General features: G+C 67.9%; 27 protein-coding genes and 1 tRNA gene. 11 read left to right on the forward strand and 17 right to left on the reverse strand.

All coding sequences use genetic code 11. From position 1 onward, the window contains the following. Positions 1-83: 83 nt before the first annotated feature. The gene (locus B0F77_RS43065; protein ID WP_086668858.1) at positions 84-1,556 is read right to left on the reverse strand and encodes a CYTH and CHAD domain-containing protein; all 1,473 of its coding nucleotides are present in this window, start codon (positions 1,554-1,556) and stop codon (positions 84-86) included. Between the two features lie 153 nt (positions 1,557-1,709). Here B0F77_RS43065 and B0F77_RS43070 point away from each other — a divergent pair, with 153 nt between their 5' ends. Further along, positions 1,710-2,519, forward strand: coding sequence for a hypothetical protein (locus B0F77_RS43070; protein ID WP_086668877.1), 810 nt, complete (start codon positions 1,710-1,712; stop codon positions 2,517-2,519). Positions 2,520-2,600: 81 nt separating this feature from the next. On the opposite strand, the gene B0F77_RS43075 is transcribed toward B0F77_RS43070, so the two are convergent. Both B0F77_RS43075 and B0F77_RS43080 read right to left on the reverse strand, forming a co-directional pair. Then, entirely contained in the window at positions 2,601-4,142 is a 1,542-nt protein-coding gene (locus B0F77_RS43075) for an amidohydrolase (RefSeq protein ID WP_211294319.1), read from the reverse strand. A gap of 10 nt (positions 4,143-4,152) precedes the next feature. Next, positions 4,153-5,403: a lysine N(6)-hydroxylase/L-ornithine N(5)-oxygenase family protein gene (locus B0F77_RS43080; RefSeq protein ID WP_086668878.1), complete on the reverse strand. Its 1,251-nt coding sequence runs from the start codon at positions 5,401-5,403 to the stop codon at positions 4,153-4,155. 92 nt (positions 5,404-5,495) lie between these two features. Between B0F77_RS43080 and B0F77_RS43085 the strand changes: the two genes are divergently transcribed. Both B0F77_RS43085 and B0F77_RS43090 read left to right on the forward strand, forming a co-directional pair. After that, positions 5,496-6,446 carry a methionyl-tRNA formyltransferase gene (locus tag B0F77_RS43085; RefSeq protein ID WP_086668859.1) on the forward strand — a complete coding sequence of 317 codons (951 nt, stop codon included), beginning with the start codon at positions 5,496-5,498 and terminating at the stop codon, positions 6,444-6,446. Between the two features lie 76 nt (positions 6,447-6,522). Then, positions 6,523-7,173 (forward strand): HNH endonuclease family protein, encoded by a 651-nt coding sequence (locus tag B0F77_RS43090; protein ID WP_086668880.1) that lies wholly within the window; start codon positions 6,523-6,525, stop codon positions 7,171-7,173. 55 nt (positions 7,174-7,228) lie between these two features. Here the strand turns inward: B0F77_RS43090 and B0F77_RS43095 are convergent, their stop codons facing one another. Beyond that, on the reverse strand, positions 7,229-7,909 hold the full coding sequence (locus B0F77_RS43095) for a hypothetical protein (protein WP_245849442.1): 681 nt from the start codon (positions 7,907-7,909) through the stop codon (positions 7,229-7,231). A gap of 326 nt (positions 7,910-8,235) precedes the next feature. Here B0F77_RS43095 and B0F77_RS43100 point away from each other — a divergent pair, with 326 nt between their 5' ends. Further along, complete coding sequence (locus B0F77_RS43100) at positions 8,236-8,451, forward strand: hypothetical protein (protein WP_086668860.1); 216 nt, start codon at positions 8,236-8,238, stop codon at positions 8,449-8,451. Here B0F77_RS43100 and B0F77_RS43105 read toward each other — a convergent pair. Next, a complete protein-coding gene (locus B0F77_RS43105; RefSeq protein ID WP_086668861.1) occupies positions 8,448-8,717 on the reverse strand; it encodes a DUF2277 domain-containing protein in 270 nt (89 codons plus the stop codon). The two genes, B0F77_RS43100 and B0F77_RS43105, sit on opposite strands and share 4 nt — an antisense overlap. A 32-nt stretch (positions 8,718-8,749) precedes the next feature. Then, positions 8,750-9,310, reverse strand: coding sequence for a helix-turn-helix domain-containing protein (locus B0F77_RS43110; protein ID WP_086668862.1), 561 nt, complete (start codon positions 9,308-9,310; stop codon positions 8,750-8,752). A gap of 50 nt (positions 9,311-9,360) precedes the next feature. Here B0F77_RS43110 and B0F77_RS43115 point away from each other — a divergent pair, with 50 nt between their 5' ends. Beyond that, positions 9,361-10,167: an NAD(P)/FAD-dependent oxidoreductase gene (locus B0F77_RS43115; RefSeq protein WP_086668863.1), complete on the forward strand. Its 807-nt coding sequence runs from the start codon at positions 9,361-9,363 to the stop codon at positions 10,165-10,167. Here the strand turns inward: B0F77_RS43115 and B0F77_RS43120 are convergent. Then, positions 10,151-11,878, reverse strand: a complete 1,728-nt coding sequence (locus tag B0F77_RS43120) for a sensor histidine kinase (protein ID WP_086668864.1) — start codon at positions 11,876-11,878, stop codon at positions 10,151-10,153. The two genes, B0F77_RS43115 and B0F77_RS43120, sit on opposite strands and share 17 nt — an antisense overlap. Continuing rightward, positions 11,875-12,540, reverse strand: a complete 666-nt coding sequence (locus tag B0F77_RS43125) for a response regulator transcription factor (protein ID WP_086668882.1) — start codon at positions 12,538-12,540, stop codon at positions 11,875-11,877. The genes B0F77_RS43120 and B0F77_RS43125 overlap by 4 nt, the downstream gene beginning before the upstream one ends. Before the next feature lie 79 nt (positions 12,541-12,619). Between B0F77_RS43125 and B0F77_RS43130 the strand changes: the two genes are divergently transcribed. After that, positions 12,620-13,405 (forward strand): DUF3152 domain-containing protein, encoded by a 786-nt coding sequence (locus B0F77_RS43130; RefSeq protein WP_086668865.1) that lies wholly within the window; start codon positions 12,620-12,622, stop codon positions 13,403-13,405. Here the strand turns inward: B0F77_RS43130 and B0F77_RS43135 are convergent. Further along, positions 13,353-13,988 (reverse strand): class I SAM-dependent methyltransferase, encoded by a 636-nt coding sequence (locus tag B0F77_RS43135; RefSeq protein ID WP_158102989.1) that lies wholly within the window; start codon positions 13,986-13,988, stop codon positions 13,353-13,355. The genes B0F77_RS43130 and B0F77_RS43135 overlap by 53 nt on opposite strands. An 87-nt stretch (positions 13,989-14,075) precedes the next feature. Between B0F77_RS43135 and B0F77_RS43140 the strand changes: the two genes are divergently transcribed. Continuing rightward, positions 14,076-14,639, forward strand: coding sequence for a TetR/AcrR family transcriptional regulator (locus B0F77_RS43140; protein WP_086668867.1), 564 nt, complete (start codon positions 14,076-14,078; stop codon positions 14,637-14,639). 60 nt (positions 14,640-14,699) lie between these two features. Here the strand turns inward: B0F77_RS43140 and B0F77_RS43145 are convergent, their stop codons facing one another. After that, complete coding sequence (locus B0F77_RS43145; protein ID WP_086668868.1) at positions 14,700-15,461, reverse strand: AraC family transcriptional regulator; 762 nt, start codon at positions 15,459-15,461, stop codon at positions 14,700-14,702. 85 nt (positions 15,462-15,546) lie between these two features. On the opposite strand from B0F77_RS43145, the gene B0F77_RS43150 reads away from it, so the two are divergent. Further along, entirely contained in the window at positions 15,547-16,356 is an 810-nt protein-coding gene (locus B0F77_RS43150; RefSeq protein WP_086668869.1) for an NmrA family NAD(P)-binding protein, read from the forward strand. On the opposite strand, the gene B0F77_RS43155 is transcribed toward B0F77_RS43150, so the two are convergent. Both B0F77_RS43155 and B0F77_RS43160 read right to left on the reverse strand, forming a co-directional pair. Further along, positions 16,332-16,715 carry a hypothetical protein gene (locus B0F77_RS43155; protein ID WP_143467224.1) on the reverse strand — a complete coding sequence of 128 codons (384 nt, stop codon included), beginning with the start codon at positions 16,713-16,715 and terminating at the stop codon, positions 16,332-16,334. The two genes, B0F77_RS43150 and B0F77_RS43155, sit on opposite strands and share 25 nt — an antisense overlap. 8 nt (positions 16,716-16,723) lie before the next feature. Beyond that, positions 16,724-17,473, reverse strand: coding sequence for a MerR family transcriptional regulator (locus B0F77_RS43160; RefSeq protein ID WP_086668871.1), 750 nt, complete (start codon positions 17,471-17,473; stop codon positions 16,724-16,726). Between B0F77_RS43160 and B0F77_RS43165 the strand changes: the two genes are divergently transcribed. Continuing rightward, complete coding sequence (locus B0F77_RS43165; RefSeq protein ID WP_245849444.1) at positions 17,460-19,145, forward strand: HNH endonuclease signature motif containing protein; 1,686 nt, start codon at positions 17,460-17,462, stop codon at positions 19,143-19,145. The two genes, B0F77_RS43160 and B0F77_RS43165, sit on opposite strands and share 14 nt — an antisense overlap. 53 nt (positions 19,146-19,198) lie before the next feature. Here the strand turns inward: B0F77_RS43165 and B0F77_RS43170 are convergent. Together B0F77_RS43170 and B0F77_RS43175 are read right to left on the reverse strand one after the other, a co-directional pair. Beyond that, a tRNA-Arg gene (locus tag B0F77_RS43170) sits at positions 19,199-19,271 on the reverse strand. Positions 19,272-19,397: 126 nt separating this feature from the next. Then, entirely contained in the window at positions 19,398-20,477 is a 1,080-nt protein-coding gene (locus B0F77_RS43175; protein WP_086668883.1) for a LacI family DNA-binding transcriptional regulator, read from the reverse strand. Positions 20,478-20,550: 73 nt separating this feature from the next. Between B0F77_RS43175 and B0F77_RS43180 the strand changes: the two genes are divergently transcribed. Next, complete coding sequence (locus B0F77_RS43180; protein WP_086668884.1) at positions 20,551-21,714, forward strand: MFS transporter; 1,164 nt, start codon at positions 20,551-20,553, stop codon at positions 21,712-21,714. On the opposite strand, the gene B0F77_RS43185 is transcribed toward B0F77_RS43180, so the two are convergent. Then, positions 21,692-22,207, reverse strand: coding sequence for a lipoprotein (locus B0F77_RS43185; RefSeq protein WP_086668873.1), 516 nt, complete (start codon positions 22,205-22,207; stop codon positions 21,692-21,694). The genes B0F77_RS43180 and B0F77_RS43185 overlap by 23 nt on opposite strands. Before the next feature lie 35 nt (positions 22,208-22,242). Between B0F77_RS43185 and B0F77_RS43190 the strand changes: the two genes are divergently transcribed. After that, on the forward strand, positions 22,243-24,174 hold the full coding sequence (locus B0F77_RS43190; RefSeq protein WP_086668874.1) for a bifunctional copper resistance protein CopD/cytochrome c oxidase assembly protein: 1,932 nt from the start codon (positions 22,243-22,245) through the stop codon (positions 24,172-24,174). Here B0F77_RS43190 and B0F77_RS43195 read toward each other — a convergent pair. Continuing rightward, complete coding sequence (locus B0F77_RS43195) at positions 24,171-24,968, reverse strand: ABC transporter permease (protein ID WP_086668875.1); 798 nt, start codon at positions 24,966-24,968, stop codon at positions 24,171-24,173. The two genes, B0F77_RS43190 and B0F77_RS43195, sit on opposite strands and share 4 nt — an antisense overlap. Before the next feature lie 9 nt (positions 24,969-24,977). Then, on the reverse strand, positions 24,978-25,792 hold an 815-nt coding region (locus B0F77_RS43200), incomplete at its 5' end, for an ATP-binding cassette domain-containing protein (protein ID WP_086668876.1).

The following is a 25,792-nucleotide window of genomic DNA, read 5'->3' on the forward strand; positions in this document are numbered from 1 at the left end:
GGGTTACGGTTTCAGGGGGCGGGTTGGGATGTCAAGGTTTAGACCAATTGAGGGCGTCGCCCAAGCCAAAGCCGCGCTGGCGGCTAGAGGTGTTCCTTGGTCAGTTTCCGCCACAGGGCTGGGAGTTCTGCCTCGGTTTTGTGTGCTAGCTCCACCTCTTTGCCGTAGAGCAGGCCGAAGGTGAAGCCGTTCTCGTCGCCTCGGCCCAGGTCCAGCAGGACGGGGCGGGCTACTACCGAGTCCTGGTGTTCGCCCAGGAGGGTTTGCACGTCCTTGGCTCGCTTGCGGAGGTGCGTGGCGTGTTTGCCCAGGGCCGGTTCGGTTACTTCGGCGCTGTAGCGGAGGCGTTTGGCGGCTTTGCGGGCCTCGTGCAGCGGTTCGTCGCTGTTGGGGGTGGCCATGGCCGTTTCCACGCGGACGTCCAGGCGGTGGCGGGCTTTTTCCACCAGGCGGGGGAGGACGTCTTTTGCCTTGCCGGAGGCCAGTTTGGTCAGTGGGGGAGAGGCCAGGAGGGTGTCGATGGTGTTCAGGAGGGTGAAGTAGCGCTTGTTGTCCAGCGCGGCTACGGAGTCCTTGTGGGCCTTGGCTTCCAGTGGAGCGAAGTGGCGGGTCAGGCGGGCGGCTACGTCGCCCAGGACCAGTTCTGGGGGGAGGGAGTGCAGGGCGTCCTCGAAGCGCATGCGGAGTACTTCGAGGTCGCGGGAGGTGCCCAGGACGGAGGCCAGCCACTTGAGTTCGTCGGTCAGGGTGCGGGTGGCTTCGCGGTCGACGATTTTGCCGAAGGCTTGGAGGGCCGAGCGCATGCGGCGGGTGGCCACTCGCATTTGGTGGACGGCGTCGGGTTCGTTGCGGCGGACTCGGGGGTCCTGGTTTTGCAGGGCCGCGCGTTGTTCGTGGAGGTAGGCGAGGACGACTTCGCCTGCGGTGGACTTCTTGGTGATGGTGGGGATGGCGTCTCGTTTTACGCCGATTACCTGGGAGAGTTTGGACTTCGAGGAGGACGGGTGGATGCCCGCCTCGCCCAGGTGTTGTTCGACGGTGTCCAGGAGTTCGCGGTCGCCGCCTTCGCCCAGTTCCACTTCGATCTCGCGCCACGAGGTGGTGGTGGTCGAGGAGCCCATGGTTTGGGCGGTGACCACGTCGTCGACCACTTCGGCCAGGAGTTGGCCGTTGTCGTTGGTCAGTTGCCAGCGGCGGCGATTGGTGCGGATTTCGGCTACCGGGCCCAGGCCGGAGCCTCGGGTGTGGGCGCGCACCAGGGAGGAGAGGTCCTTCGGGGGGTGCTTCACCGCGCGGCCCAGTGGGACGCGGACCTCTTGGCGGGTGTCTTCGCCTGCGGGGAGTTTGAGGTGCCAGCCCTCGTCGTCGCCGCCCACGCGGCGGCGGAGTGTCACGCCGGCGCGGGCCAGGCGGTAGTCGTCGGTGTCGAAGTAGGTGGCTTCCAGGTCGAACACTTCCGGGCCGGTGGCCACGCCGGTGATGTCTGTGAGGTCCGGCAGACTCGCGTCCGATGGTGCCTCGTACTTGCGCTCGGTCTCAGTAACGGAGGTCGCCATTTTCTATTAATACCTCGTTTTGTCCCAGTTCACCCAGTGTGGTGACGGTGCGTGAGGGGTGAGTGCCACGGCCGGGCGGAAACGTGGCCTCTAATGCGTGCATTCGACGGGTACCCGCTTTTCAGCGTCTGCGGTGTCCGGTTCGCTGGTCGGGTGCCCACGGAGAAGGAACGGCTTGACCTGGTCGAGCCGCAGGTCGCCACGTTGATCAGTCATGTCGGTCAGTTGACTGCGGAGCTCGAACGCGTCACGGCGCGGCTGACTGTGTTGGAACGGCGGCTGTCTGGTGCTGGTGACGGTCCGCTGGTCGATCTCGACGCGGTGGCCGACGACATCGCGCCGCTGGTCGAGGCGTTGCGCAAGGCGTGGGACGCGGAGAAGGAGATCCTCGCTGACCCGGCTCGGGTGGAGCTGCGGCAGGAGGTGCTGGAGTTCGAGGGGCTCAAGGCCCGACGGGACGAGGCGCGGTCCAAACTGGACGGTGGGCGGGTGCCGCGGTTCGAGCGGGACGCGTTGTCGCACGAGGTCCGCCAGATGGAGTGGCTGATCAACGCGAACGAGGCGAGCGCCAAGCGGGCGGCTGAGCGGTTGGACGCCGACGAGGACGCCATGGGGGAGGAGTGGCGCACCGAGGCGGTGCTGGCGGGGGACAAGGCTCGCGCCGAGATCAAGGACGCGGCCGCGCGGCGCATCTCGGCGGCGCTCGGGCAGTACGCGCGCATGCCGGTGTGGTTCGGCGTTGGGCTGGGAGAGATTCCGACGCCCGATCCGTCGTTCTGGCTGGAGTCGGCGATCGCGGTGCTCGCGTACCGGCTGGAGTACGGGGTGACGGACGCGGTCTCGCCGCTCGGCACGCCGCCGTCGGCGTCGTCCGGCTGTGAGAACTGGGTCCGGCGCACGAACGTCTACGCGGACATCACGGACCGGCTCACGACGCTGGCCGCCACGTTCCACCTGCAGTAGCCCTGGCCGGCGGCGACCAAGAAGATCGCGGAGAGGTGAGTCCTCTGCCGACGCGTCGGCCAGGCACCGGGTGGTTCGCGATCAGATGGAACGCTGAGGCATGAGGTTTCCGCCGACCATCGTGGCCAGCACGGGAATGTCCGCGATCGCGTCGCTCGTGCGCGGGTCGTCGCCGAGCACCACGAGGTCCGCGAGCTTGCCGGGCGTGAGGCTGCCCAGCACGTGCTCCTTGCGGCACGCGTAGGCGCTGCCGAGCGTGTACGCGCGGATCGCCTCCTCGACGGTGATCGCCTCGTCCTGGCCGACCGCCTGGCCGCCGCAGGAGCGGCGCCGTGCCATGAACTCGATGGCGCGCAACGGGGAGCCGTCCGCGACCGGCCGGTCCGAGCTGCCCGCGACGGTGATCCCGCGGTCGAGGAACGACCGCCCGCGGTACATCCAGGGTGCGCGGTTCTCGCCCATGATCACGCTGTAGTCGTCGCCGTAGGACCACAGGAACGTCGGCTGGACAACGGGGATCAGGCCGAGGCTCGCGATCCGTTCGAGCTGGTCGGGCCGGACCAGACCGCAGTGCTCGATGCGGTGCCTGGCGTCGGCGCGCGGCCGTTGTCGCTGGGCTTCGGCCACCGCGTCCAGGGTGAAGTCGATCGCGCGGTCGCCGATCGCGTGGATCGCGAGCTGCCACCCGGCGTGGTGGCCGTCGATGATCGCCGCCCGCATGAACTCGTCTGACTCCGCGAGCTGACCGGAGTTGTCCGTGCCGGCGTAGGGCTCCGACAACGCGGCCGTGCGCGCGATCATGCCGCCGTCGGTCCACAGTTTCATGGCGCCCAACGACAGCATGTCGTCGCCGAACCCGGTGTGCAGGCCGAGGTCGATCGCCCTCGGAATCCCGTCCGCCGCAGCGGCGGCGACGTCGTGCAGCACGTACGCGGAAACCATGAGCTGCACGCGGATCGGCAACTGAGCGCGCTGGTACGCGGCGGCCTCCAGTGGACTGCTCGCGATGAGCCCGGCGCCGATGCCCGCCTCCGCGCACATCGTCACGCCCTCGGCGAGCACCTGCCGTGCGCTCTCGTGCAGGTCGCCGATGATCTCGTCGATCGAGTACGGCAGCAGCAACGACCGTGCGGCCAGCTGTTCGTTCTCGGTCAGCCAGCCGTCGCTGGTGATCTGCGGAAGCCGGTTCAGCACCGCGGAGTTCACCACGCACGCGTGCCCGGAGATGTCCGCGAGGTAGAGCGGCCGGTCGCCGGTGACGGGGTCGAGGTCGGCGGCGGTCAGCGGCCGGTCCATGATCCGCCGGTCGTAGCCGGACGCCTCGATCCAGCCCTCGCCCGGCGCGCCGGACAGGCGTTCGCGCACCTGGGCCGCGGTGGTCAGCCCCGTCACGTCGATCGTCCGGCGCGAACGGCCGTTCCACGCGAGGTGCGTGTGCGCGTCAATGAATCCGGGCAGCACCACGGCGTTGCCGAGGTCCACGGTCTCGGCGGCGGGGAGGTCCGCGACCTGCTCGTCCAGCCCGGCGATGCGGTCCTGCCAGATGCCGATCGTGTGCGCGGCCGGACGTGCCGGGTCCATGGTGAGGGCCCGGCAGCCCGTCAGTTTCAGGTCGAGCTTCACTCGGTGAGTCTCATGCGGTCGCGAGGACCGGCACTGGAGTGTTGGTCAGCACGGACGTAAGGATCTCACCAGAACGCACCGCGACGTTGGACAGGAGCGACGACGTGATGCCGTGCGAGTGCTCGGTGCCGCCCTGCAGGTAGATGCCGCCACGCAGTGAGGACTGCACGCGGTAGTCGCGACCAACGACCAGACGGCCCGCATCGTCGCGTGCGCAGGTCTCGTCGAGCGAACCGAGGATCGGCGCGGCCTCGTCGTAGCCGGTCGCGAGCAGCACGAGGTCGGTGTCGACGTACTCCTGCTCGCCCGTGACGAGCGACTGGATCACCGCACGCGCGCCGGTCGCGGACTCCTCGACGGCGACGAGACGGGTCATGTTCATCATCTTCAGCCGCTGCGTGCCGAGGACCTTCTCCTGGTACTCGGTGCGGTAGAGCTGCGTGATGAGGTCGATGTCGACCACGGAGTAGTTGGTGTTGCGGTGGTAGTCCATCAACCGCTGCTTCACGGCATCCGGCGCGTCGTAGTAGTGGTCGACGGCCGCGGGGTCGAAGATCCGGTTCGCGAACGAGCTGTCGTCCGCGGGGCTGTAGCCGTAGCGGGAGAACACCGAGCACACCTCGGCGCCGGGGTACTCGCGGTGCAGGTACGCCACGGCCTCCGCGGCGCTCTGGCCGGCGCCCACGACGACGCAGCGCTTCGGGTCGCGCAGCTCGCCGATTCGATGCAGGAACTGGCTGTTGTGCCACACCCGGTCCGACAGCGCGATGCCGTCGGGCAGGGTCGGGCGCAGTCCGGTGGCGAAGACGAGGTTGCGGGCGTGGTACACGTCACCCGTGGTCGTGGTCACCTCGAACAGGTCGTCGTGGATCGCTTCCACGCCAACGGCTTCGGTGTCGTAGGACACCATGTCGTCGACCTGCGCCGCGGCCCACTCGAAGTAGTCGTGGAACTCCACACGCAGCGGGAACAGGTTCTTGTGGTTGACGAAGTCGACGAGCCGGCCGCGGGCCTGCAGGTAGCAGAGGAACGAGAAACGGCTGGTGGGGTTCCTCATGGTGACCAGGTCCTTGAGGAACGAGACCTGCATGGTGGCGTCGTCGAGCAGCATGCCCCGATGCCAGCCGAACGCGTGCTGGCGTTCCAGAAACACCGCGGTGACAGGGGTTTCGGCCTGCTCGTTGTGCTCGGTGAGAGCGATGGCGAGTGCCAGGTTCGAGGGACCGAACCCGATGCCGACGATGTCGTAGATCGGATGCATGAGCACCTAACTTAGGGAAGCCTAAGCTTACTTGGCAAGTCTCAGTTAGGTTAGCCTGACCGTATCGCACCGGAGTAGAGGAGGGCACCCCCATGCGGGTCGTCATGTTCGGGTTCCAGACCTGGGGTCATCGCACCCTGCAGGCACTTTTGGCGTCCGAGCACGAGGTCGTCCTGGTGGTCACCCATCCCAGGGGTGAGGGTGCGTACGAGAAGATCTGGAGCGATTCGGTCGAGGACCTGGCGCGCGAGAACGGTGTCGAGGTCCTCATCCGCGAACGGCCCGAGGACCAGGAGCTGCTCGACGCGCTCAAGGCGGCCGACCCGGACGTGATCGTCGCCTGCAACTGGCGGACCTGGATCCCGCCGCAGGTCTTCGCGCTGCCCAAGCGCGGCACGCTGAACGTGCACGACTCGCTGCTCCCGAAGTACGCGGGCTTCTCGCCGTTGATCTGGGCGCTGCTCAACGACGAGAAGGAGGTCGGCGTGACGGCGCACATGATGGACGACACACTCGACGCCGGCGACATCGTGCTGCAGCGCTCGGTTCCGGTCGGCCCGCGCGACACGACCGCGGTGCTCTTCGAGAAGACGCTGGAGCTGTTCGGCCCGATCACCGTCGACGGCCTCGCCGAGATCGCGTCCGGCCGGACCGACTTCGTGAAGCAGGACCGTTCGCAGGCGTCGTTCTTCCACAAGCGCGCGGAAGAGGACCTGCGGATCGACTGGACGTGGACCGCCGAGGAGCTCGACCGCCTGGTGCGCGCGCAGTGCGCGCCGTACCCGAGCGCGTTCTGCTTCCACCGCGGCCAGCGCCTGGAGATCATCGAGGCGGAGGTGTCCGCCGAGGTCTACGGCGGTACGCCCGGCCGGATCTTCTACCGCGAGGGTGACGGCGTGGCGATCGTCGCGGGCGCCGAGGCCCGGCGCGGTCGCAGCAAGGCGTTGCTGGTCAAGAAGGTTCGCACCGCAGACGGGGTGGAGCTCAAGGCACACGAGTACTTCAAGAACATGGGCGGCTACCTCACTTCCCAGCCCAAGTAGTCGAATGCGGTAACGACGACATGCCGATTGCGGGCCGGTTGACCGGTCCGTGATCGGCATGACCGATCATGAGCGCATGAATCGCGCGGCGGTGACGTCACTGGTGGTCTTCGTGCTGCTGGTGGCACTGGGCTGGTACCTGACCAAACTCCAGTCATCCCAGGAGAATTCGCCCACGACGCCCGCGCCCACCGGGCCTGTTCCGACCGGTTCGGCCGACCTCGGCGCCCTGCAGATCGCGTCCGAGAGCAAGATGGCCGGCTACAGCCGCGACCGCTTCCCGCACTGGGCCTCGCAGGGAAACTCCTGCGACACCAGGGAGATCGTGCTGCAGCGCCAGGGCACCGACGTCAAGACCGACAAGGACTGCAAGGCCGTGTCGGGCACCTGGAACAGTCCCTACGACAACGTGGTGATCAAGGACGCGGGTGAGGTCGACATCGACCACACCGTGCCGCTGGCCGAAGCGTGGCGGTCCGGCGCCGACAAGTGGACCGACGACCAGCGCAAGGCGTTCGCCAACGACCTCGGCGGTATCCAGCTGATCGCGGTGACCGCGAAGACCAACCGCGGCAAGGGCGACCAGGACCCGGCGAAGTGGAAGCCGCCGGTGCAGGCCTACTGGTGCACCTACGCCCAGCACTGGATCTCGGTGAAGATCACCTACAAGCTGACCGTCGACCAGGCCGAGCACGACGCGCTGGCCGTGATGCTCAAGGCTTGCTGAAAACGCGGTGCCGACGACGCGGCCCGACCCCCCGATCGGGCCGCGTCGGCTCTCGCTAGACCGCGTGCACCGACTCGAACAGCCCGGACAGCTTCCAGTGCGTCACGTAGCCCATCGCCTCGGCGGCGATCAGCACGTCCAACTTGCCGAGGTTCGTCCGCGCCGGCATCTGGTACGCCTTGCCGCGCCGCACGTCGAGGATCATCGGCGTGGCACCGGGCAGCGTCTCGCCGATCGTGTGCTGCAGGATGCGCAGCCCGACGTTCGCCGCCTCCCTGGTCAGCGGCACCTCCTTGGTGTGCACGAGCACCGCGTAGGCCGACCCGTCCTTCTTGCGCAGCCCCAGGTGCGGACGGACCTTCAGGGTCAGCTCGCCGGCGCGGTAGGTGGCGGGCTCGACCGGCACGCCGGTGGCTTTGAACGACGCCAGCCAGGGCAGGAAGCCGTCGGCGATCTCCTCGAACGCCCGCGGCTGGCCCGTGCGGTTGGCGTTCATGACCGCCTTCTTCAGCTCCAGTTCAGGTTCGGTCGAGTTGACCGCTCGTCGCATGGCGTCGCGGATCGGGTTGTAGAACCCGCACACCCTGGTGTCGGAGGTCAGGTACATCCCCCGCTGCTCAGAAACGATGTTGATACGTCCACGCTGGCCGCTCATGACGTACTCGGTGAACGACAGTGCGGTGACGCTGACGTTGTTGTCCGGCAACGCTTTCTCCCCTCGTACCGCTCTCTTCACCTGACGTTATCCGAGGGGTCTGACAAAAACCGCGCTGCTCCGAACGGTGTAACGACTACGTAGAGTTGAGCGACTACGGGATAACGGCCACTCAATGTGGTGGCGTTGACCTCAATCGGTAAACGGACGGTGACGGACCGACAGCTGATCGCGCCGATGACCGTTCGTCTGCCGTTCGCCGACGCTCACCGAACGCTCACCGCACGACAAGCGGAAGTAACACTGCGTAGAAGATCAACTTAGGAGAATAGGTCCCGCAGGAGGAATCTCGGCGAGGGAGCACGATGGCGGTACAGGCGGAGCGTTCACCCGATAGAGCGGGTGACGTGGCGGTTCCGCAGCCGCGGCAGGAGACGAGGTGGCTGGTCCACCCCGACCAGTGGCCGCACGCGGTGCAGGTGACGATCATCCTGGTGCTGATCGCCCTGCTGTTGTGGGCCATCGCCGTCACGCTCGGTCCCGATCAGGCGTTCATCGTCGGATCCGCGGGCGTCGCCGCCAAGCTCATCTGCATGTACCTAGACACGCGCGTGCGTAACTAACGCCCGTAACGCTCCGCTGCTCGCGCCTTGGCTTTGGCCGCCTCAACCTCGCGGTCCTTGGGCGGAGCCGTGGTGACGAGCGCGTCGAGCAGTTCCTGCGTCGCCGCCGCCACCGCCGCGACGGCCTTGTCGAACGCGGCCTGGTTCGCCGCCGACGGTTTCGCCGCCCCGCTCACCTTCCGCACGTACTGCACGGCCGCGGCCTGCACCTCGTCGGAGGTGGCCGGCGGTTCGAAGTTGTGGAGCACCCGGATGTTTCGGCACATGGCTCCACTATGACCGCTGTGGCGGAGCCGCACTACGACCGCTGTGGTGGCGCGGCGCGGGTGTGGATGCGTTCTCCCTGCTTGCCGAACAGGCTGATGATCTCGGCGGGGTGGCCGTCCGCGCTGCTCAGCGCGTGCGGCTGGCGGCAGTCGAACTCCGCGACCTCGCCCGCCCGCAGCACGACCTCCTTGTCGCCGATTCGCAACCGGATCCGGCCGCTCAGCACGTAGAACCACTCGTAGCCCTCGTGCACGCGCGGCTCGTGCAGCGTGGTGTCGGTGAGGATCATCTTCCACGCCTGCAACGGCCCGATCGACCTGGTCAGCGGGATGCCGACGCGGCCGTGGTCGAGTTCGCGCGGCTTCATCACGACGCGTGGATCGCCCACCTCGGGTGCGCCGACGAGGTCGTCCAGCGACACCTGATAGGTCCGCGACAACGGCAGCAGCAGCTCCAGCGTCGGCTTGCGCTGGTCGGACTCCAGCCGCGACAGCGTCGACTTCGAGATGCCCGTCAGCTCGGACAACGTCGCCAGCGTCAAGTCGTGCTCGGCTCGCAGCGCGGCGAGCCGTTGCCCCACGGTTGTTGCCATAACGGCAACATACTTTGCCAAAACTGGACTGTCGACCGCAGAGTCGTGGCATGGGATACGAAGTGGTGATCATTGGTGGGGGAGCGGCCGGACTGAGTGCCGCCCTGATGCTGACCAGGGCGCGCCGCAGCGTCCTCGTGGTCGACGGTGCCGAGCCGCGCAACAAGCCGGCCGCGCACATGCACAACTACCTCTCTCGCGACGGCCTCTCGCCGTTGGACCTGCTCAAGCACGGTCGCGCTGAGGTCGAGGGCTACGGCGGAGAGATCGTCAACGACACCGTCGCCGGCGTGACGAGGACGGACGACGGGTTCGCCGTCGAGCTGTCCGGACGCACGGTGCACGCCAAGCGCCTGCTGTTCGCGACCGGCCTGGTCGACGAGGTGCCGGACATCCTGCGTGACCGCTGGGGCCGCGACGTCTTCGGCTGCCCGTACTGCCACGGTTACGAGGTCCGTGACCAGAAGCTCGTGGTGTTCGGCGAGGAGATGAAGGTCGCGCTGGTCCGGCAGTGGTCGGCCGACGTCACGCACGTTCCGACGGTGGACGCCATCGAGGTGGAGGACGACCGGCTCGTCGCGGTGATCTCCGGCTCGGACCGCATCCCCGCTGACGCGCTCGTGTACTCCGCACCGGTCAAACCACGCGACGAGTTCCTTCTGGCGTTGGGCGCGGAAACCGAGGAGACGATGGTCGGGCCGTTCGTGCGCACGGACGGCAAGGGCCGCACGAGCGTGCCGGGTGTCTACGCAGCAGGCAACGTCACGGATCCGACGGCCATCGTGATCGTCGCCGCCGCGCAGGGCGCCCAGGCGGCCGGCATGATCAACGTGGACCTGCTCACCGCGGCAGGCTGATCCGGAACGTCGACCCGCTGCCGAGCGTGCTGGACACCGACACCGTTCCGCCGTGCGCCTCCACCAGGTGCCGCGTGATCGCGAGCCCGAGGCCGCTGCCACCGGTGCGCCGGCTGCGCGACTTGTCCGCCCGCCAGAACCGGTCGAACACGTGCGGCACGTCGTCCGGTGCGATGCCGGTGCCGGTGTCCCGCACCTCGAGGACAGCGTTTTCGCCTTCCTGGAACAACTTCACGACGACCTCGCCACCCGGCGGGGTGTAGCGGACGGCGTTCGCGACGAGGTTGCCGAGCGCCTGCCGCAACCGCACCGGGTCCGCGGTGAGGTGAACCGGCGTGATTTCCGCTCGCAGCAGGATCTCGCGGTGCTGCTGGGCGTTCACGACCTGGTCGACCACGTCGTCGAGCGCGATCGGCTCGGGGTGCAGCCGGAGCGTGCCCGCGTCGGCCTGGGCCAGGTCGTGCAGGTCGTCCACGAGTCGTTGCAGCAGAAGGGACTCTTCCAGCAGCATGTCGATCAGGTGCGGGTCCGGCTCGGCCAGCCCGTCCTGCGTCGCCTCCAGCCAGCCGGTGATGTTGCCCAACGGCGTGCGCAGCTCGTGCGCCACATCGCTGACCATCGCCTGCCGCTGCCGTTCGGTCTCGGCGAGCTTCTCGGACATGGCGTTGAACGACTTCGCCAGCTCACCGATCTCGCCGGCGCCGCCGTCGACGCGCACGGCCCGATCGCCCTCGGCGGTGCGTTTGGTGGCGGAGGTCAACGCCCGGATGGGCCGGACCAGCTGCGTCGCGGTGATCCACGACGCGAACCCGGCCAACGCGAGGATTCCCAGCGCCACCAGGATGATCCGCTTGGTCCCGGTCGTCGACAGGTCGATCGTCTGCGGCCCGGCGCCGGTCGGTTCGGTGATGAACGCGTGCGCGTACTCGGCCACCCACGGCCGCAACTGCTCGCGGCGCGCGGTGTCCATGCACTCCGCGACCGGAGGATCCGAGTACTTGACGGCCGTGAGCTCCCAGTCGAGCGAGATCGGCCCGTCCTTCGACCCGAACCGGTAGGTCTGGGGCAGCCGGCTGACGCACCCTTCGAACAACTTGTGCAGCTCGGCGTAGGCGGCTGTCTCGGTCGGCGTCAGCGTGTAGAGCTGGTCGCCCACCGCGCAGTCCTCCCACTGGGACGGCTTGCCCGGCTCGTCGTTCGCGAGTCGAGGCCTGCGGTTGGGCTGCTCCACAATGATGATTTTGTCGTTGCACTGCAACAACCGGTCCGCGTAGCTCCGCCACTTCGCGTGCTCGTCGTCGGTGAGCATGAACGGCCCAGCCGCCCGCGGGTCGATCTTGCCCGCACCCGGCTTGAGCCACGAGTCGACGTTGAGCGGGTCGACGGACACCTTGGGGTTGACGGGCAGCGGTGGAGAACTCGCGTTGCCGGTGTCCAGCAACGGTTTGCCGTTGCGATCGGTCAACGCGATGCGCCGGTTGAACGTCCGTGCCAGATCGTCCACTTCGGACTTCGCCGTCGCCCAGCTCCGGTGCGTGGCCGCCGCCTTCAGCAGGCCGTCGTAGATCTGCGCGTCCGTGGCGAGCGCTTCACCCTGCTCCTGCCGGATCGCGCCAGTGGTCGCCTGGCTCGCGAGCCACGCCGTCATCGCGATCGAACAGGCCGCGATCACCACGGAGAACAGGAAGAACCGAACGAGCAGGCTTTTCATACGAGCTTGTACCCGATGCCGTAGACGGTGAGCAGTCGTTCCGGCCGGCGCGGATCCTGCTCGATCTTGCGGCGCAGCTTCATCATGTGCACGTCGACCGTGCGTGCCGTGATGAACCCGTCCTCCAGCAGTTGTTCGCGTGTGAACACCCGTTGCGGCTGCGCGGCCATCTTGGCCAGCAACCGGAACTCCGCGGGTGTGAGACTCACCAGGTCGTCGTTGACGCGCACCTCGTGCCGGATCGGGTCGACCATCAGGTCCCCGACCCTGAGCACGGTGACGTTGGTCTCGCGGGCACGTCCGGTGCGCCGCAGGATCGTCCGCACCCGCGCCACCATCTGCCGCGGCCGGAACGGTTTGGTGATGTAGTCGTCCGCTCCCAGGTCGAACCCGAGCAGCACGTCGTCCTCAGTGGACCGTGCGGTCAGCAGCACGATCGGCACGTCCGACTCGGTCCTGATGGCGCGCATCACGTCGATGCCGTCCACCAACGGCATCATCACGTCCAGCACGAGCAGATCCGGGTTGCGCCGCCGCGTCTCGTCGATCGCCGCCCGGCCGTCGTGGACTACCACCACGGAATGCCCGTCGTGCTCCAGGTACCGGCGGACGAGTTCCGCCTGGTGAACGTTGTCCTCGGCGACGAGGATGTGGGCACACACCACCGCAGTATGCAGGTCTTCACGACAGCCAAGCGGGACGTAAACAGGTTCTTCATCAGTTCCGGAGAGCCTCGGTGCCATGAAGGTGCACCTGGTCCTGGGAGCAGTCGCGCTGACCGCGTTGCTGCTCACCACCACCCAGCTGGCAGGCGAAACCTCACCCGCGGCCGCACCCACCACAACACCGCCCGTCGAGCCCTCCACGGTTCCGTCCGCTCCAGCGGCGCCTCCACCTCGGGTGTACACGTCCAGCTCGGACCTGCCCGACGGCCCCGATTTCCCGGCCGCCGGCGCCGGTTCGTTCCACGTGGTCCAGGGCGCCGGCGTGGTCGTCGGCACCGGCGGCCCGGTGCGCACCTACGCGGTCGAGGTCGAGGACGGTGTCACCGTCGACGAACAGGCCTTTTCCACCTTCGTCGATGCCACGCTGACCGACCCGCGCGGCTGGACGGCACGTGGCGCGTTCTCGGTCCGGCGGGTGCCGGGTCCTGCCTCGGTGCGCATCCGGCTCGCCTCGCAGCAGACCGCGCGTGCCGTGTGCGGCTTTGAAATCCCGGTCGACGTCTCCTGTCGTGACGGCAACTTCGTCGTGCTGAACGCCGCCCGCTGGTTCCGCGGTGCCGTCGCCTTCCTGCCGGACCTGACCTCGTACCGCCGGTACATGGTCAACCACGAGGTCGGTCACGCGTTCGGCCAGAACCACCGCGCGTGCGAGGTGGCGGGCGGCCCGGCGCCGGTGATGATGCAGCAGACGTTCAGCGTGTCCAACGACGAGATCGTGCGCATCACCAACGGCGTGCCTCAGGGCGCGGTCATCCCGCAGGACGGGAAGGTGTGCACTCCGAACGGCTGGCCATATCCGTGATCTTCCTGGCCATGACCACCGTCGTGGTGTCGCCTTCTACGGCGAACACCGGCTCCACCTGCTCGAACACGGTGCGGAGCTCGCCGACGACGTCAGCTCCGGTGAATCCCGCGATCCTGCGGTAGGCCGCCCGCAGGAACCTGGTCGTACGGGTTTTCTTGGCCAGCCGCACGTCGAAGACGAACAACCGCCCGCCCGGCTTGAGCGCGTCCGCCGCGTTCGCGATCGCCGCCGGCACGTCCGGCATCGCGCTGAACGCCCCGAGCGCCACCGCCGCGTCGAACTGCCCAGCCCCGTGATCGGTGTTGCACGCGTCGGCTTGGCGCACCTCGACGTTCGGCCACTTCGCCCGTTTCCGCGCGAGCGCGACCATGCGCGCGCTGTTGTCCATGGCGACCACACGTCCTTGCGGCCCGACGGCTTCCACCAGTGCGGGGATCAGTGCCCCGGTGCCGCAGCCGATGTCGAGCACGGCCTCGCCGGGTGTCAGGTCGAGCTTCTCGATCACGAGCCTGTTGAGCGATCCGGCGAACCGGTCGAGCACGGGGTAGTAGGTGAGCGCGGCGATGTCCCAGAGTTGCATGACGTCCCCCTCACGTTTTTTGCAATGCGATCGCATCGTAAAACACTTCCCGGGTAGGATGCAATGCGATCGCATTGGGGAGTTCGCATGCCGAAGCAGGTCGACCACGGGGAGCGTCGCCGTCAGATCGGTGACGCCGTGTGCCGGTTGATCGCCGCTCAGGGCTTCGACGCGGTGAGCCTGCGTCACGTGGCCGCCGAGGCGGACGTGTCCATGGGGCGCGTCCAGCACTACTTCGCGACCAAGGACGAGCTGCTGATGTTCGCGTTCGAGCTGGTCAGCGAACGCGTGGCGGCTCGCCTGGGCGCCGTGCGCTCCGACGACCCCGCGACGCATCTGCGTGCGATCCTGCTCGAACTGCTGCCGCTGAGCCCCGCTTCTAGTGCCGAGGGCCCGGTGCTCGCGGCGTTCCTGGCGCGGGCCGTGGTCGAACCGCGCCTCGGGCTGCCGTTGCGCGAGGGCAGCGCCGAGATGGTGGCCTGGCTGGCGGGGATGATCACCGCGGTGCGGCCGGGTGGTGATCCGCGGCGGGACGCGATGGCGTTGCTGGCGTTCGTCGACGGCCTGATGCTTCAGGTGCTGATCGGTCAGGTGTCGCCGGAGGCGGCGGAAGACCTGGTGGATCACCAGCTCTCGCGCGTGCTCACCTGAGGTTGATGTCCATCGCGCCGACACCCAGGGGTGCTGGCTGGCACTGTCCGAAAGGGACGGTCACGCGGTCGCGGCGCACCGGGTGCGGCACTCGCTCGGGCTGAACCCGTGCACGCGTTTGAAAGCGGCGCTGAACCCGAACGCGTCCGCGTACCCGACCTGACGCGCCACCGCGGCCACCGTCGCCGACGACTCGGCCAGCAGGTCGGCGGCCAGCGCCATCCGCCACTCGGTCAGGTACGTCAGCGGCGGCACCCCCACCAACCTGGCGAACCTGGTGGCGAGCGTCGTCCGCGCAACCCCGGCTTCCCTGGCCAGCAACGGAAGCGTCCAGGCCCGTTGCGGTGACGCGTGCATCGCCCGCAGCACCGGCCCGACGACCTCGTCCCCGAGCGCGGCCAGCCATCCGGTGCCGTGCTCGCGGTCGAACCACTCCCGCAGCGCGCACACCATCAGCCAGTCCAGCAACCGGTCCATCACGACCGCGGGCTCATCGGTGCCCACGGCCCGGTAGAAACCCGCGCACTCATCGGATCCCGGCGCCACCAGCGCGTCCGGAAGCACGGCCGCCAACCGGCGCGCCACGGCACCCTTGACGTCGTAGGTTCCGCTGAGCAGCGAGGCGTGTCCCTCAGCCGCGACGGATCCCTGGACGACCACCATGTCCCCGGCCCTGGCGGTCTCGCCCAGCACGTTGATCTCGCCCGACGCCACCGCGTACAGCGTGAGCCCCTCCAGCACCCGCGTGCCGGACATCTCGACCCGACGCACCCCGGCACCATCCGCGCGCACGCCGCGCAGCAGTTCGTCGAAAGCCTCCATGCTCCCCAAGATACGGAACGATCGAACATCATCGATGGACTTTCACCCATGTCCGCGGACGCCGCACGCGGGTTGGCTGGAGCCCATGACACAAGAGATCCTGGTCCTGGGCGCGACCGGCAAGACGGGCCGCCGCGTCGTCCGAGCCCTCGAAGCCGCCGGGGCGAAAGTCCGCGCGGCCTCCCGTTCCAGCGCACACCGCTTCGACTGGTCCGACGAGTCCACCTGGAAGCCGGTCCTGGACGGCGTGAGCGCCGTCTACCTGATCGCACCGGAAGACCCAGCGCTGGCAGCACCGTTCGTCGAGCTGGCCAAGGCTTCCGGTGTGCAGCGGCTCGTCCTGCTGTCCGGCCGCGGGCTCGACGAGACACCGGACGAGGTGTTCCAGGGCATGCACGCGGCCGAGAAGGCGGTCCGCGCCAGCGGTCTGTCCTGGACCGTCCTGCGGGCCACCAACTTCGCCCAGAACTTCTCCGAGGACCTCTGGCTGCCCGAGATCGAGGCGGGCCGCCTGTCCCTGCCGGTCAACGACGTCCCGGAGCCGTTCGTGGACGTCCGCGACATCGCCGAGGTCGCGGCGCTGGCCCTGACCACCGACGGGCACGACGGCCAGACCTACGACCTCACCGGCCCCGAGGGCGTCACGTTCGCCGCGGCCGTGCAAAAGATCGCCGCGGCCACCGGCCGCACGATCGAACTGGTCCGGCTGACCCCGGACGAGTACCGCGAAGCCCTGCTGTCCCAAGGAGTTCCCGACGAGGTGGCGACCGAGCTGAACGGCATGTTCGAGGGCATGCGCAACGGCCTGCTGGCCACCCCGACCGACGACGTCAGCCGCCTGCTGGGCCGCAAGGCCACCAGCTTCGACGCCTACGTGGCCGAAGCCTGGTCCTGACGCGGCAGCAACAGGTGCACGGCGAACCCGGCCGCCGTGGCCATGACCGCCTGGTAGACGACCGAGAGCTGGTACCGCGACGCGATCAGGAACGCCGCGTCCAGCCCGGTCGTCCACCAGCCGGCCAGCTCACCGAGACCGAGGACGTGCCACCCGAAGAACCCTGCACACCACCCGGCGACCACCCAGGCGGCCCGCCCGCCCCGGCGGACGAACAACCCCGTCGACACCGCGGCCACCGCGTTGAACGCAAGAGCGATCCCGGTCAGCGTCGCGTCGGCGTTCCACACCAGACTGGCCAGTGTCTGCACCACCAACACGACCACCACGAGCCCGACGCCCAACCGAGTCTTGTCCACGCGGCACCCTAGCCCGCCCCACCCGGCTTGGCCGCAGACCGTCGATCCCCCGGAACGATCCGAACCAGAACATCGATCTGCGCCGGGTTGTACAACTCCACCAACGCCCGCCCAAGAGCCTCGATCGCGTAAGCCTCCCCATGTGGCGCCGCCGCGTACACCCCCTCCGGAAAGACCTCCCGAACCTTCCGCACAACCCCCAGCCCGCGCATCTGCTCAGCCACCCGCTGCCGGGTCCCCTCGTCCGCATCCGCAGGCAGGTTGTCGAACTCCACGATCACCGGATCCTGCGCATACCCCGCCAACGACTGCGAATACCGAACCATCGCCTCCGGTGTCAGCACCTGCGCCAGCACCACCGCGAACGACCGATCAGCCGGCGAAAGCCCCGCCCTGGCAATCACCCCCGCCACACCGGCTGGCAAATCGGTGGGCGAAGCCTGCTCGAGAATCAACCGAAGCTCGGCCCGAACCCGCTGAAGCCGCTCGATCGTCCCGGCCAACTCGGCATCGAGAAGCCGCAGCGCCTGCTCGGGATGCTCGTCGGCGTCGCCCAGCTCCGAGATCTGCGGTAGCGACAGACCCAGTTCCGTCAGCCGCTTGATCCGCAACACCCGCACGAGATGCTGGACCCCGTAGCTCTTGTACCCGTTGGCGCGCCGCTCGGGCTCTTCCAGCAGGCCGACGTCGTGGTAGTGCCGGATCGTGCGCAACGTCGTGCCGGCCAGTTCGGCCAGCTGACGAGTGCTCCACCCCACACCTTCCCCCTCAACCCATTGCTGCGTATGGCGGCTGTTCAATCCATTGTTGCTTGAAATTGTCCATTGGGTGGGAGTTGAGGACATCACCGCTGATGCGGTGCGCACGGCAATCGCGGAGTACGACCAGGCGGGACTGGAAGAGTTCTGCGACCGCTACGAGTTCGATCGGTTCCGCAACTACGTGATCGCCATCGGTCGCCGCCGGTATGGCACACGAGTGATCGCCGCCGCTGCCCACGGTCATCTGCCGGGCCGGACGCCGCTGCGACCTGAGGAGGTAGCGGATGAGGAACTCGTCAACGAGACCCTGAAGAGCCTGGGCTTCGAGGTCAAGAAGCTGCCGCCGCCCGATTGGTCGCGCGATGAGTTGATCCTGGCCTGCTCGCAGCTGTTCCTGAACAACCGGGTGGCGCAACGGGCCACCGATCCCGCGGTGCAGGACCTCTCGAAGTTGCTTCATCGCCTACCGGTGCACGCTCCGCAGGATCGCGGTCACAACTTCAGGTCGGTCAACAGCGTCCAGCGCAAGCTGTACGACCTCCTGACGAGCCTTGACGAATACGAGAAGAAGAAAACCCGTGGCGGAACTCTCGACGGGGTCGTCCTGAGCGAGTTCCTCGCCGACGAAACCGCCATGCACCGCCGGGCTGCGGAGATCAGGGCTGAACACGCGCAGGTGATGGCGTGGGCGCTGTTCTCGGCGGAGGGAGAGCGGAAGTACGGGGGCAACACGGGCTACCCGGACGTGTTGGGCACCAGCTACGTCTACGACAACAACGTCGGCCGCTCGCAACAGCTCCGCGAAGGCCACGTGATCGCCATCCGCAACGGCGAAGACGTCCTCGGCGTCGGGCGGATCAGCCGGATCGAGCACCAGGACGGTGTGCCGAAGCAGCAGAAGGTGTGCCCTCGCTGCAAGGGCGGGCGTTTCGACGAGCGCAAGGTGCAGCGCCCCCGCTACCGATGCCGTCGCGACAGCTGCCACTACGAGTTCAACGAGCCCGATGACAAGCCCACGACCGTGACGCAGTACGTGGCGTACTACGGCAGCACCTGGCGCGCACTCGACGGCGCCATCACGGCAGACGAACTCAAAGAGGCATGCACCGACGAAGCGGTGCAAAACGCGATCCGCCCGCTGGACGTCGACAAGCTGGAGGCGATGCTGGCTCGCGTGGCCGTGCAGCTGCCTTCTCAACAGGCCGAAACCGCCACCGCCGCGACGGTGAAAGCAGCCCGCCGCACGGTCGCCCCCACCGTCTCCAACCGCGACAACGGCAAGGCACCCAAGGGAGGGCGACGGGAGCGCAAGACCAAAGCCCGCAACGGACAAGGCGGCTTCCGGAAGAAGCTGATCCAGCGCTACGGCAACGTGTGTGCCGTCACCGGCCGCTGCCCCGCTGAAGTGCTGCAAGCGGCGCACTTGCGCGACTTCGCAGAACACGAGACCCACAACCTGGACGAAGGCGTGCTGCTGCGCGCCGACGTGCACCTGTTGTTCGACAACGACCTGTTAGCCGTCGACCCCACGACCTGGCGCGTGGTCCTGGCCCCGTCGCTGAGCGACTACCCCGCCTACTCCGACCTGGACGGCGCCGAGTTCGCCGAAGGCCCGTGCCCGAAAGCGATCACCGAACACTTCATCGCCGTGACCGCGACCTGGACCTGATGACGAAGACGGCCTCTGACCTGTCGTCCAGGTCAGAGGCCATTTTTGTGAAGTGCCCCCGGCAGGATTCGAACCTGCGACCTCGGGATTAGAAGTCCCTCGCTCTCTCCACTGAGCTACGGAGGCTTGGGAGCTGAAGCGGCCACGAAGTGTGGTCGCCGATGCCCCCACCGGACACATCGTCCGAAGTCGATCGTCTGTTTCCGCCCTACGTCCAAATGGGTGACGAAAACAGGTCAAACGTGACATGTATCACGTTCGTGGGGCCGTTGAGGCTCTCTCCACGAGGGAAACGTCGAGTCTCGTTGGCCTGGGCGGTCTGCCGCCGGCCAGTAACTTCAGTGCCAGTTCGCCGGCTCGGCGGCCCTTGTCCGCCAGGGGTTGACGCACGGTAGTCAGGGGCGGGTCGCTGTAGGCCGCTTCGGGGACGTCGTCGAAGCCGACGACGGAAATGTCCCGCGGGACGGTCAAACCCAGATCGCGGGCGGCTTGCAGGCAGCCGAAGGCCAGTTGGTCCGACGCGCACAGCAGAGCGCTCGGGCGCGGCGTGCGGGTGAGCAACCACCGCGCGCCGAGACGTCCGAGTTCGCGATCACTGCCGCGCGCCTCCCACACCGGAACATTGTCCGGTTGCACCCCGCCTTTTTCCAAAGTGTCGAGGTAGCCGCCGAGCCGGTCGCGGCTCACGCGGAACGGCACGGCCGAACGGCGCTCGAAGGAAACCGGGCCCGATACTCCGTCCGGGTGCAGGGAGAACGTCAGGATGCCGAACGACGTGTGCCCGAGCCTGAGCAGCAGTGAAGCGGCGAGTGAAGCGCCGAGGTAGTCCTGGACCTCGACCCTCGCTGTGTCCGGGAGCGCCGGCTGGTCGATCACCACCAGGGGGAGCCCGCGGGCGGCCACCGCGTCGAACGCCGGCGCGGAGTCCGGTAGTGAGTAGGCCACCATCACGTCCGCCTGGGCGCGCGTCACGATCGACGGGCGCGGGCCGCCGGTGGCGTCGCCGGGCATCAGGACCAGGCTGTGGTCGTGGCCGTCGACGGTCGAGGCGAGGCCGTCGAGCACGATCGACAGCGCGGGATCGGAGAAGGCTCCGGAGAGGCCCTGCGGCAGCATGAAACCCACGGCGGCTGACGACCGCGTGGCCAGAGAGCGGGCAACGGGGTCTGGGCCCGCATAGCCCAGAGCGCGCGCTGTCTCGAGGATGCGTTCGCGCAACGACGACGAGAGCTGGTCGGGACGGTTGTACGCGTTCGAGACCGTTGCCCTGGAAACCCCGACCGCGGCGGCGACGGTGTCCAGCGTCGGCCTGCGTCGGCGATCGGAGTCCACGGACAGCATCGTAGGCGAGAGGTCGTACCCAAACAGCTGGCATGACTGAAGCGCTTCAGTCATGCTGGAGCGCATGTCCCCACGCCTGGCCACGTTCGTCGTCTTCCTGTTGAACGGCGCCGTCTTCGGCACCTGGGCCGCACGCGTGCCCGCGCTCGCCGAGCAGATCGGCGCGGAGGTGGGCGGCCTCGGCCTGGCGTTGCTCGGGGCGAGCGCAGGGCTGGCCGTCACGGCACCGTTGGCGGCACGGATCTGTGCGGTCTACGGATCGCGTGGAGTCCTGATAGCGAGCAGTCTCCTCAGTCCGTTGCTTCTGCCAGTGCTCGCGCTCTCGCGGTCACCAGTGCAGTTCGGCGTCACCCTGATCGCACTAGGTGCGAGCGTCGCCGCGATGGATGTGTCGATGAACGTCGCCGCGGTCGTCGTCGTCCGCGACCTGCAACGGCCGTTGATGCCGCAGTTCCACGCGGGTTTCAGCTTCGGCGGTCTCATCGGTTCGTTGGGCAGTGCCGCCGCCGCGCAGGCGCACTGGACGCCGATGAAGCACTTCCTCCTGGCCGCGTTCGTCGGCCTCATCATCACCGCGTTGATCGCGAAGAAGATCCCTGGAGGAGTCGGGGAGCGCCATAGGGAAGAAGCCACCGAACGCACGAGCGTGCTCAAGAGCCCGGTTCTCTGGCTGTTGGCGAGCGTCGCGCTGTGCAGCGCTATCGCGGAAGGGGCGGCGGCGGACTGGTCAGCGTTGTTCATGGTGCGTGAACGTGGAATGGGTGACGCGGCGGGCGCATACGCCTATGCGGGGTTCTCCGTCGCGATGGCGCTCGCACGGTGGTTCGGCGAACCGATTCAACGAGTGCTCGGCCCGCACCGCCTTCTCGCCGCTGGCGGTGGGCTTGCCGCGACGGGTCTGGCGCTCACGGTCTTGGTGCCGTTCCCCGCCGCCGGGTACGTCGGGTTCGGGATGGCGGGCCTCGGGCTCGCGTTCTCGTTCCCCGTGGTCATGGACCTGGCGAGCGAGACCGGCAAACGCGAGGACGGCAGCGGCGGCGAGCGAGAACTCGGGCTCGTGACGACGATCGCCTACACCGGGTTTCTCGCCGGTCCGCCGATCGTGGGCGGCCTCGCGCACGTCAGTTCGCTGGTCGTGTCACTCGGGTTCGTGGCCATGGTCACCGCGCTGATCATCCCGGCGACCTGGCTGGCCAGGCGGGCCGCTAGGCAGTCGGCATCCGTTTGAGCGCTTCCTGACCGATCGGCTCCAGCGCGTCCCGCGCCTTGGCCTCGGTGCCGCCGGCCACGCCGATGGCGACCAGCAGCGACTCGTTGCGCGTCACCGCGATGGTCGCCGTGCACACCATGTCCTTCTCCTGCTGGCCGCAACTCAGCCATGTGGCGTGCTTGCTCGTCTGGACCTCACGGCCGGACTTCTGCGACTTCTTCGACTCGTCGAACGACCGGTAGGGCACCGCTACCAGCACGTACGCGTTCTCTTTCAGCGTGTACAGGCACGAGTTCGCCATCTCGGCGCGCGGGACGGGCTGGAACTTGAGCGTCCCGACCGGCTTGAGGTCCTTCTCCGTGACGAGTGCGCACGGGTCGACGCCCTCGGTCTTGCGCGGCGTCGCGATGGCCAGGGGCGGCTGCGGCGCCGAGATCGGCTCGCCCTGGATGCGGTACGAGCAGCCGGTCACCGCGAGCAGGGCGAGCAGGAGCAGGAGAGAACGTCTCACACGGCGCAACACTAGAGGGTCGTAGGCTCCAGGACGTGGCAATCGAACGCTCCACCAGAACGGGTTTGGTGCCCCTCGTCGCCATCGGCTTCGCGATCGCGGCCCTCGCCGCCGTCGCGTTCAGCGCGCTCTCGGGCAACCCTCCGGCAGGGCTGCTCGTCGTGCGCGTGCTGACGGAGACAGGCGCGGTGGTGACCATCGGCTCGTTGCTGTTGGCGGCATTTCTTGTGCCACCGCAGAAGTCCGGCACTCTCGCAGCAGACGGATACGCCGCGATGCGCACCGCGGGATGGTTCGCGCTCGTGTGGCTTGTTGGCGCCGTGTTGTCCGTGCCGTTCACCACGGCGGCCGCGATCGACCGGCCGGTCAGCTCGTTCACCTTCAGTCAGATGATCGCGACGGCGATGCTGCTGGAGCAGTCCAAGGCGTGGCTGCTGACGGCGATCATCGTGAGCTTGCTCGCACTGGGCTGCCGGCTCGTGCTGTCGTGGGGCTGGACGACGGTGCTGCTGTTCCTGGCGATCTTCGCGCTGGTGCCGGTCGCGGTCACCGGTCACTCGTCGTCCGGCGGCTCGCACGACATGGCGACGAACAGCCTGTTGTTCCACCTCATCGCCGCGGTGCTCTGGGTGGGCGGCCTCATCGCGTTGCTCGCGCACGGCAGGCGTGGCGGCGCTCACCTTCCTCTCGCCGCGACGAGGTTCTCGAAGGTGGCGCTGGTCTGCTGGATCGTTATGGCCGTCTCAGGTGTGGTGAACGCGCTCGTGCGAGTCACACCGCTCGATCTCGTGACGTCGACGTACGGCTGGCTGACGCTCGGCAAACTGACCTGTCTGCTGCTGCTCGGCGCGTTCGGCTACTTCCAGCGCGAACGCGGCGTTAAGGGCGTTGTCGACGGCAAGCCGCATGCGTTGCTCAAGCTCGCGGGCCTCGAAGTGCTGCTGATGATGTTCACGATCGGTCTGGCCGTGGCGCTGGCCCGCACGCCTCCTCCGGGCGGAAGCACCGAACTGCCCAGCCGCACGGAGATCGCGATCGGCTACGACCTCGACGGACCGCCGACGCTCGCGCGCATCCTGTTCGACTGGCGGTTCGACCTGATCTACGGCACGGCGGCGCTGGCGTTGGCGCTGATCTACGTGCTGGGCGTGCGCAGGCTCACCAAGCGCGGCGACAAGTGGCCGGTCGGCCGCACCGTCGCGTGGCTGTGCGGGTGTTTCTCTCTCTTGTTCGCGACGTCGTCGGGTATGGGGCGGTTCTCGCCGGCGATGTTCAGCGTGCACATGGAAGCGCACATGGTGCTGTCCATGCTGACGCCGATCCTGTTCGTCCTGGGTGGACCGGTCACGCTGGCGTTGCGCGCGTTGCCGGTCAACAAAGAAGTGCCGGGGCCGCGAGAGTGGGTGCTGGCCTTTGTGCACTCACCGGTCGCACGCTTGTTGACGAACCCCTTTGTGGCGCTGGCGTTGTTCGTCGGGTCCTTCTACGCTTTGTACTTCTCGGGACTGTTCGAGGCCGCGCTGCCGTTCCACTGGGCGCACCTCGCGATGAACGCGCATTTCATCCTGGCGGGCTACGTCTTCTACTGGCCCGTGATCGGCATCGACCCGTCACCGAACAAGTTGCCGCCGCTCGGCCGGTTGGGGCTGTTGTTCGCGTCGATCCCGTTCCACGCGTTCTTCGGCGTCATTCTGATGAGTTCTTCGACCGTCGTCGGCGAGCAGTTCTACCGCGGCCTGTCGCTGCCGTGGGTGCAGGACCTGCTGGAGGACCAGCGGCTCGGCGGTGGCATCGCGTGGGCGGCGGGGGAGCTCCCGTTGCTGGTGGTCATGGTCGCCCTGCTCACGCAGTGGGCGCGGCAGGACGGCCGGGACGCGAAGCGGTACGACCGCAAGGCCGACGCCGATAACGACGCCGACCTCGAGGCCTACAACGCGATGCTGCGGAAGATGGCGGGTAAGGACTAGATCGACAGTGGTCGGCGGAAGCCGCGGACCGCGAAGAACGCGCCGACCACCGCGATCGTGCCGCTCGTGACCAGTGCGCCGACCACGCCGCTGACGGGGTGGGCGAGTGCCAGGCTGCGGGCAGCGTCGACCGCGTAGGTCAGCGGGTTGACCTTCGCGACCGCCTGCAGCCAGCCCGGCAGGCCGCCCACCGGCACGAACGCGCTGGACGCGAACATCAGCGGGAACATCGCCAGGAAGCCGACGGTCTGCATCAGCTCTGCCTTGCGCACCCACGCGGCGATCGCGATGAACACCCAGCTCAGCGCCCATCCCACGACCAGCGCGAGGCCCAGTGCGGCCAGGGTGCCGAGCATGCCGCCGTCGGGCCGGAACCCGAACACCAGCACGCCGAACGCGATCATCAGGATCAGCTGGAACGCCGTGCGCACCGCGTCGGAGAGGTTGCGCGCCAACAGAACCGTGCTCGGCCGGATGGGCAGTGAACGGAACCGTGCGAGCACACCGTTCGACATGTCCTGCACGAGCCCGATGCCGGACGCGAGAGAGGACTGCATCGCGGTGTTCACGAGGATCGCGGGCAGCAGGTAGTTGATGTAACTCATGCCCGGCGGGAAGTTCGCCGTGGACGTGATGCTGCCGAAGATCTGGCTGAACAGCGTCAGCATGATCAGCGGCTGCAGGATGCTGAAGAACACCAATGCGGGCGTGCGCAGCAATGCGCGCAGCGAACGGCCGGTCAGCACCAGAACCTGTGTCGGGTAACTGCTGCCGTGCCAGGTAAGAGTCGCCATGATTTCCCCCTAGTTCGCGGCGAGAGTGAGGTAGACGTCGTCCAACGTGGGCTCTGCGAGGCCGATTTCGTGCGCCTCCAGGCCGTTGTCGTCCAACGCGCGCACGACCGTCGCAAGGTCGCGTGACGCGCTGACGGGCGTGGTGAGCGTGAGGCCCTCCGCAACGGGATGAAGCCCCACGGCGTTGATGGCCTTCAGCGCGATGTCCACTTCGGACGCCGAGTCGAGCGTGACGGTCACCGTGCGCTGGCCGACCTGAGCCTTGAGTTCAGCCGACGTGCCCGACGCGACGACCTTGCCGTGGGACAGCACGGTGATCGTGTCGGCGAGCCGGTCGGCCTCGTCCAGGTACTGCGTCGTGAGCAGCACGGTGGTGCCGTCGGCGACGAGCTTCTCGATGACCTCCCACATCGACAGGCGGGCCGCCGGGTCGAGGCCGGTGGTCGGCTCGTCCAGGAACAGCACCTCCGGGCGGCCGACCAAGCTGGCCGCGAGGTCGAGACGCCGCCGCATGCCGCCGGAGTAGGTCTTGGCGTTGCGCTTGGCGGCATCGGTGAGGTCGAACTGCTCCAGCAGGTCGTCCGCGCGGTGGTGGGCCTGCTTGCGGCTGGCACCGAGCAGGCGGGCGATCAGCACGAGGTTGTCGTGGCCGCTGAGCTGCTCGTCGACGGCGGCGAACTGGCCGGTCAGGCCGATGCGGCTGCGGACCTCGTGGCTCTGCCGCACCACGTCGAACCCGGCGACCTTCGCGCTGCCGGCCGATGGCGGCAGCATCGTCGTGAGGACGTTGACCAGCGTGGTCTTGCCGGCGCCGTTGTGGCCGA

Source organism: Lentzea kentuckyensis (assembly GCF_002150765.1).
Classification (GTDB): domain Bacteria; phylum Actinomycetota; class Actinomycetes; order Mycobacteriales; family Pseudonocardiaceae; genus Lentzea; species Lentzea kentuckyensis.

Excerpts from the sequence above, each read along its gene's own strand:
- B0F77_RS43065 (WP_086668858.1), bottom strand. The coding sequence starts at position 1,556 with ATGGCGACCTCCGTTACTGAGACCGAGCGCAAGTACGAGGCACCATCG.
- B0F77_RS43080 (WP_086668878.1), bottom strand. The coding sequence starts at position 5,403 with ATGCATCCGATCTACGACATCGTCGGCATCGGGTTCGGTCCCTCGAAC.
- B0F77_RS43085 (WP_086668859.1), top strand. The coding sequence starts at position 5,496 with ATGCGGGTCGTCATGTTCGGGTTCCAGACCTGGGGTCATCGCACCCTG.
- B0F77_RS43090 (WP_086668880.1), top strand. The coding sequence starts at position 6,523 with ATGAATCGCGCGGCGGTGACGTCACTGGTGGTCTTCGTGCTGCTGGTG.
- B0F77_RS43105 (WP_086668861.1), bottom strand. The coding sequence starts at position 8,717 with ATGTGCCGAAACATCCGGGTGCTCCACAACTTCGAACCGCCGGCCACC.
- B0F77_RS43110 (WP_086668862.1), bottom strand. The coding sequence starts at position 9,310 with ATGGCAACAACCGTGGGGCAACGGCTCGCCGCGCTGCGAGCCGAGCAC.
- B0F77_RS43115 (WP_086668863.1), top strand. The coding sequence starts at position 9,361 with ATGGGATACGAAGTGGTGATCATTGGTGGGGGAGCGGCCGGACTGAGT.
- B0F77_RS43120 (WP_086668864.1), bottom strand. The coding sequence starts at position 11,878 with ATGAAAAGCCTGCTCGTTCGGTTCTTCCTGTTCTCCGTGGTGATCGCG.
- B0F77_RS43130 (WP_086668865.1), top strand. The coding sequence starts at position 12,620 with ATGAAGGTGCACCTGGTCCTGGGAGCAGTCGCGCTGACCGCGTTGCTG.
- B0F77_RS43135 (WP_158102989.1), bottom strand. The coding sequence starts at position 13,988 with ATGCAACTCTGGGACATCGCCGCGCTCACCTACTACCCCGTGCTCGAC.
- B0F77_RS43140 (WP_086668867.1), top strand. The coding sequence starts at position 14,076 with ATGCCGAAGCAGGTCGACCACGGGGAGCGTCGCCGTCAGATCGGTGAC.
- B0F77_RS43145 (WP_086668868.1), bottom strand. The coding sequence starts at position 15,461 with ATGGAGGCTTTCGACGAACTGCTGCGCGGCGTGCGCGCGGATGGTGCC.
- B0F77_RS43150 (WP_086668869.1), top strand. The coding sequence starts at position 15,547 with ATGACACAAGAGATCCTGGTCCTGGGCGCGACCGGCAAGACGGGCCGC.
- B0F77_RS43180 (WP_086668884.1), top strand. The coding sequence starts at position 20,551 with ATGTCCCCACGCCTGGCCACGTTCGTCGTCTTCCTGTTGAACGGCGCC.
- B0F77_RS43195 (WP_086668875.1), bottom strand. The coding sequence starts at position 24,968 with ATGGCGACTCTTACCTGGCACGGCAGCAGTTACCCGACACAGGTTCTG.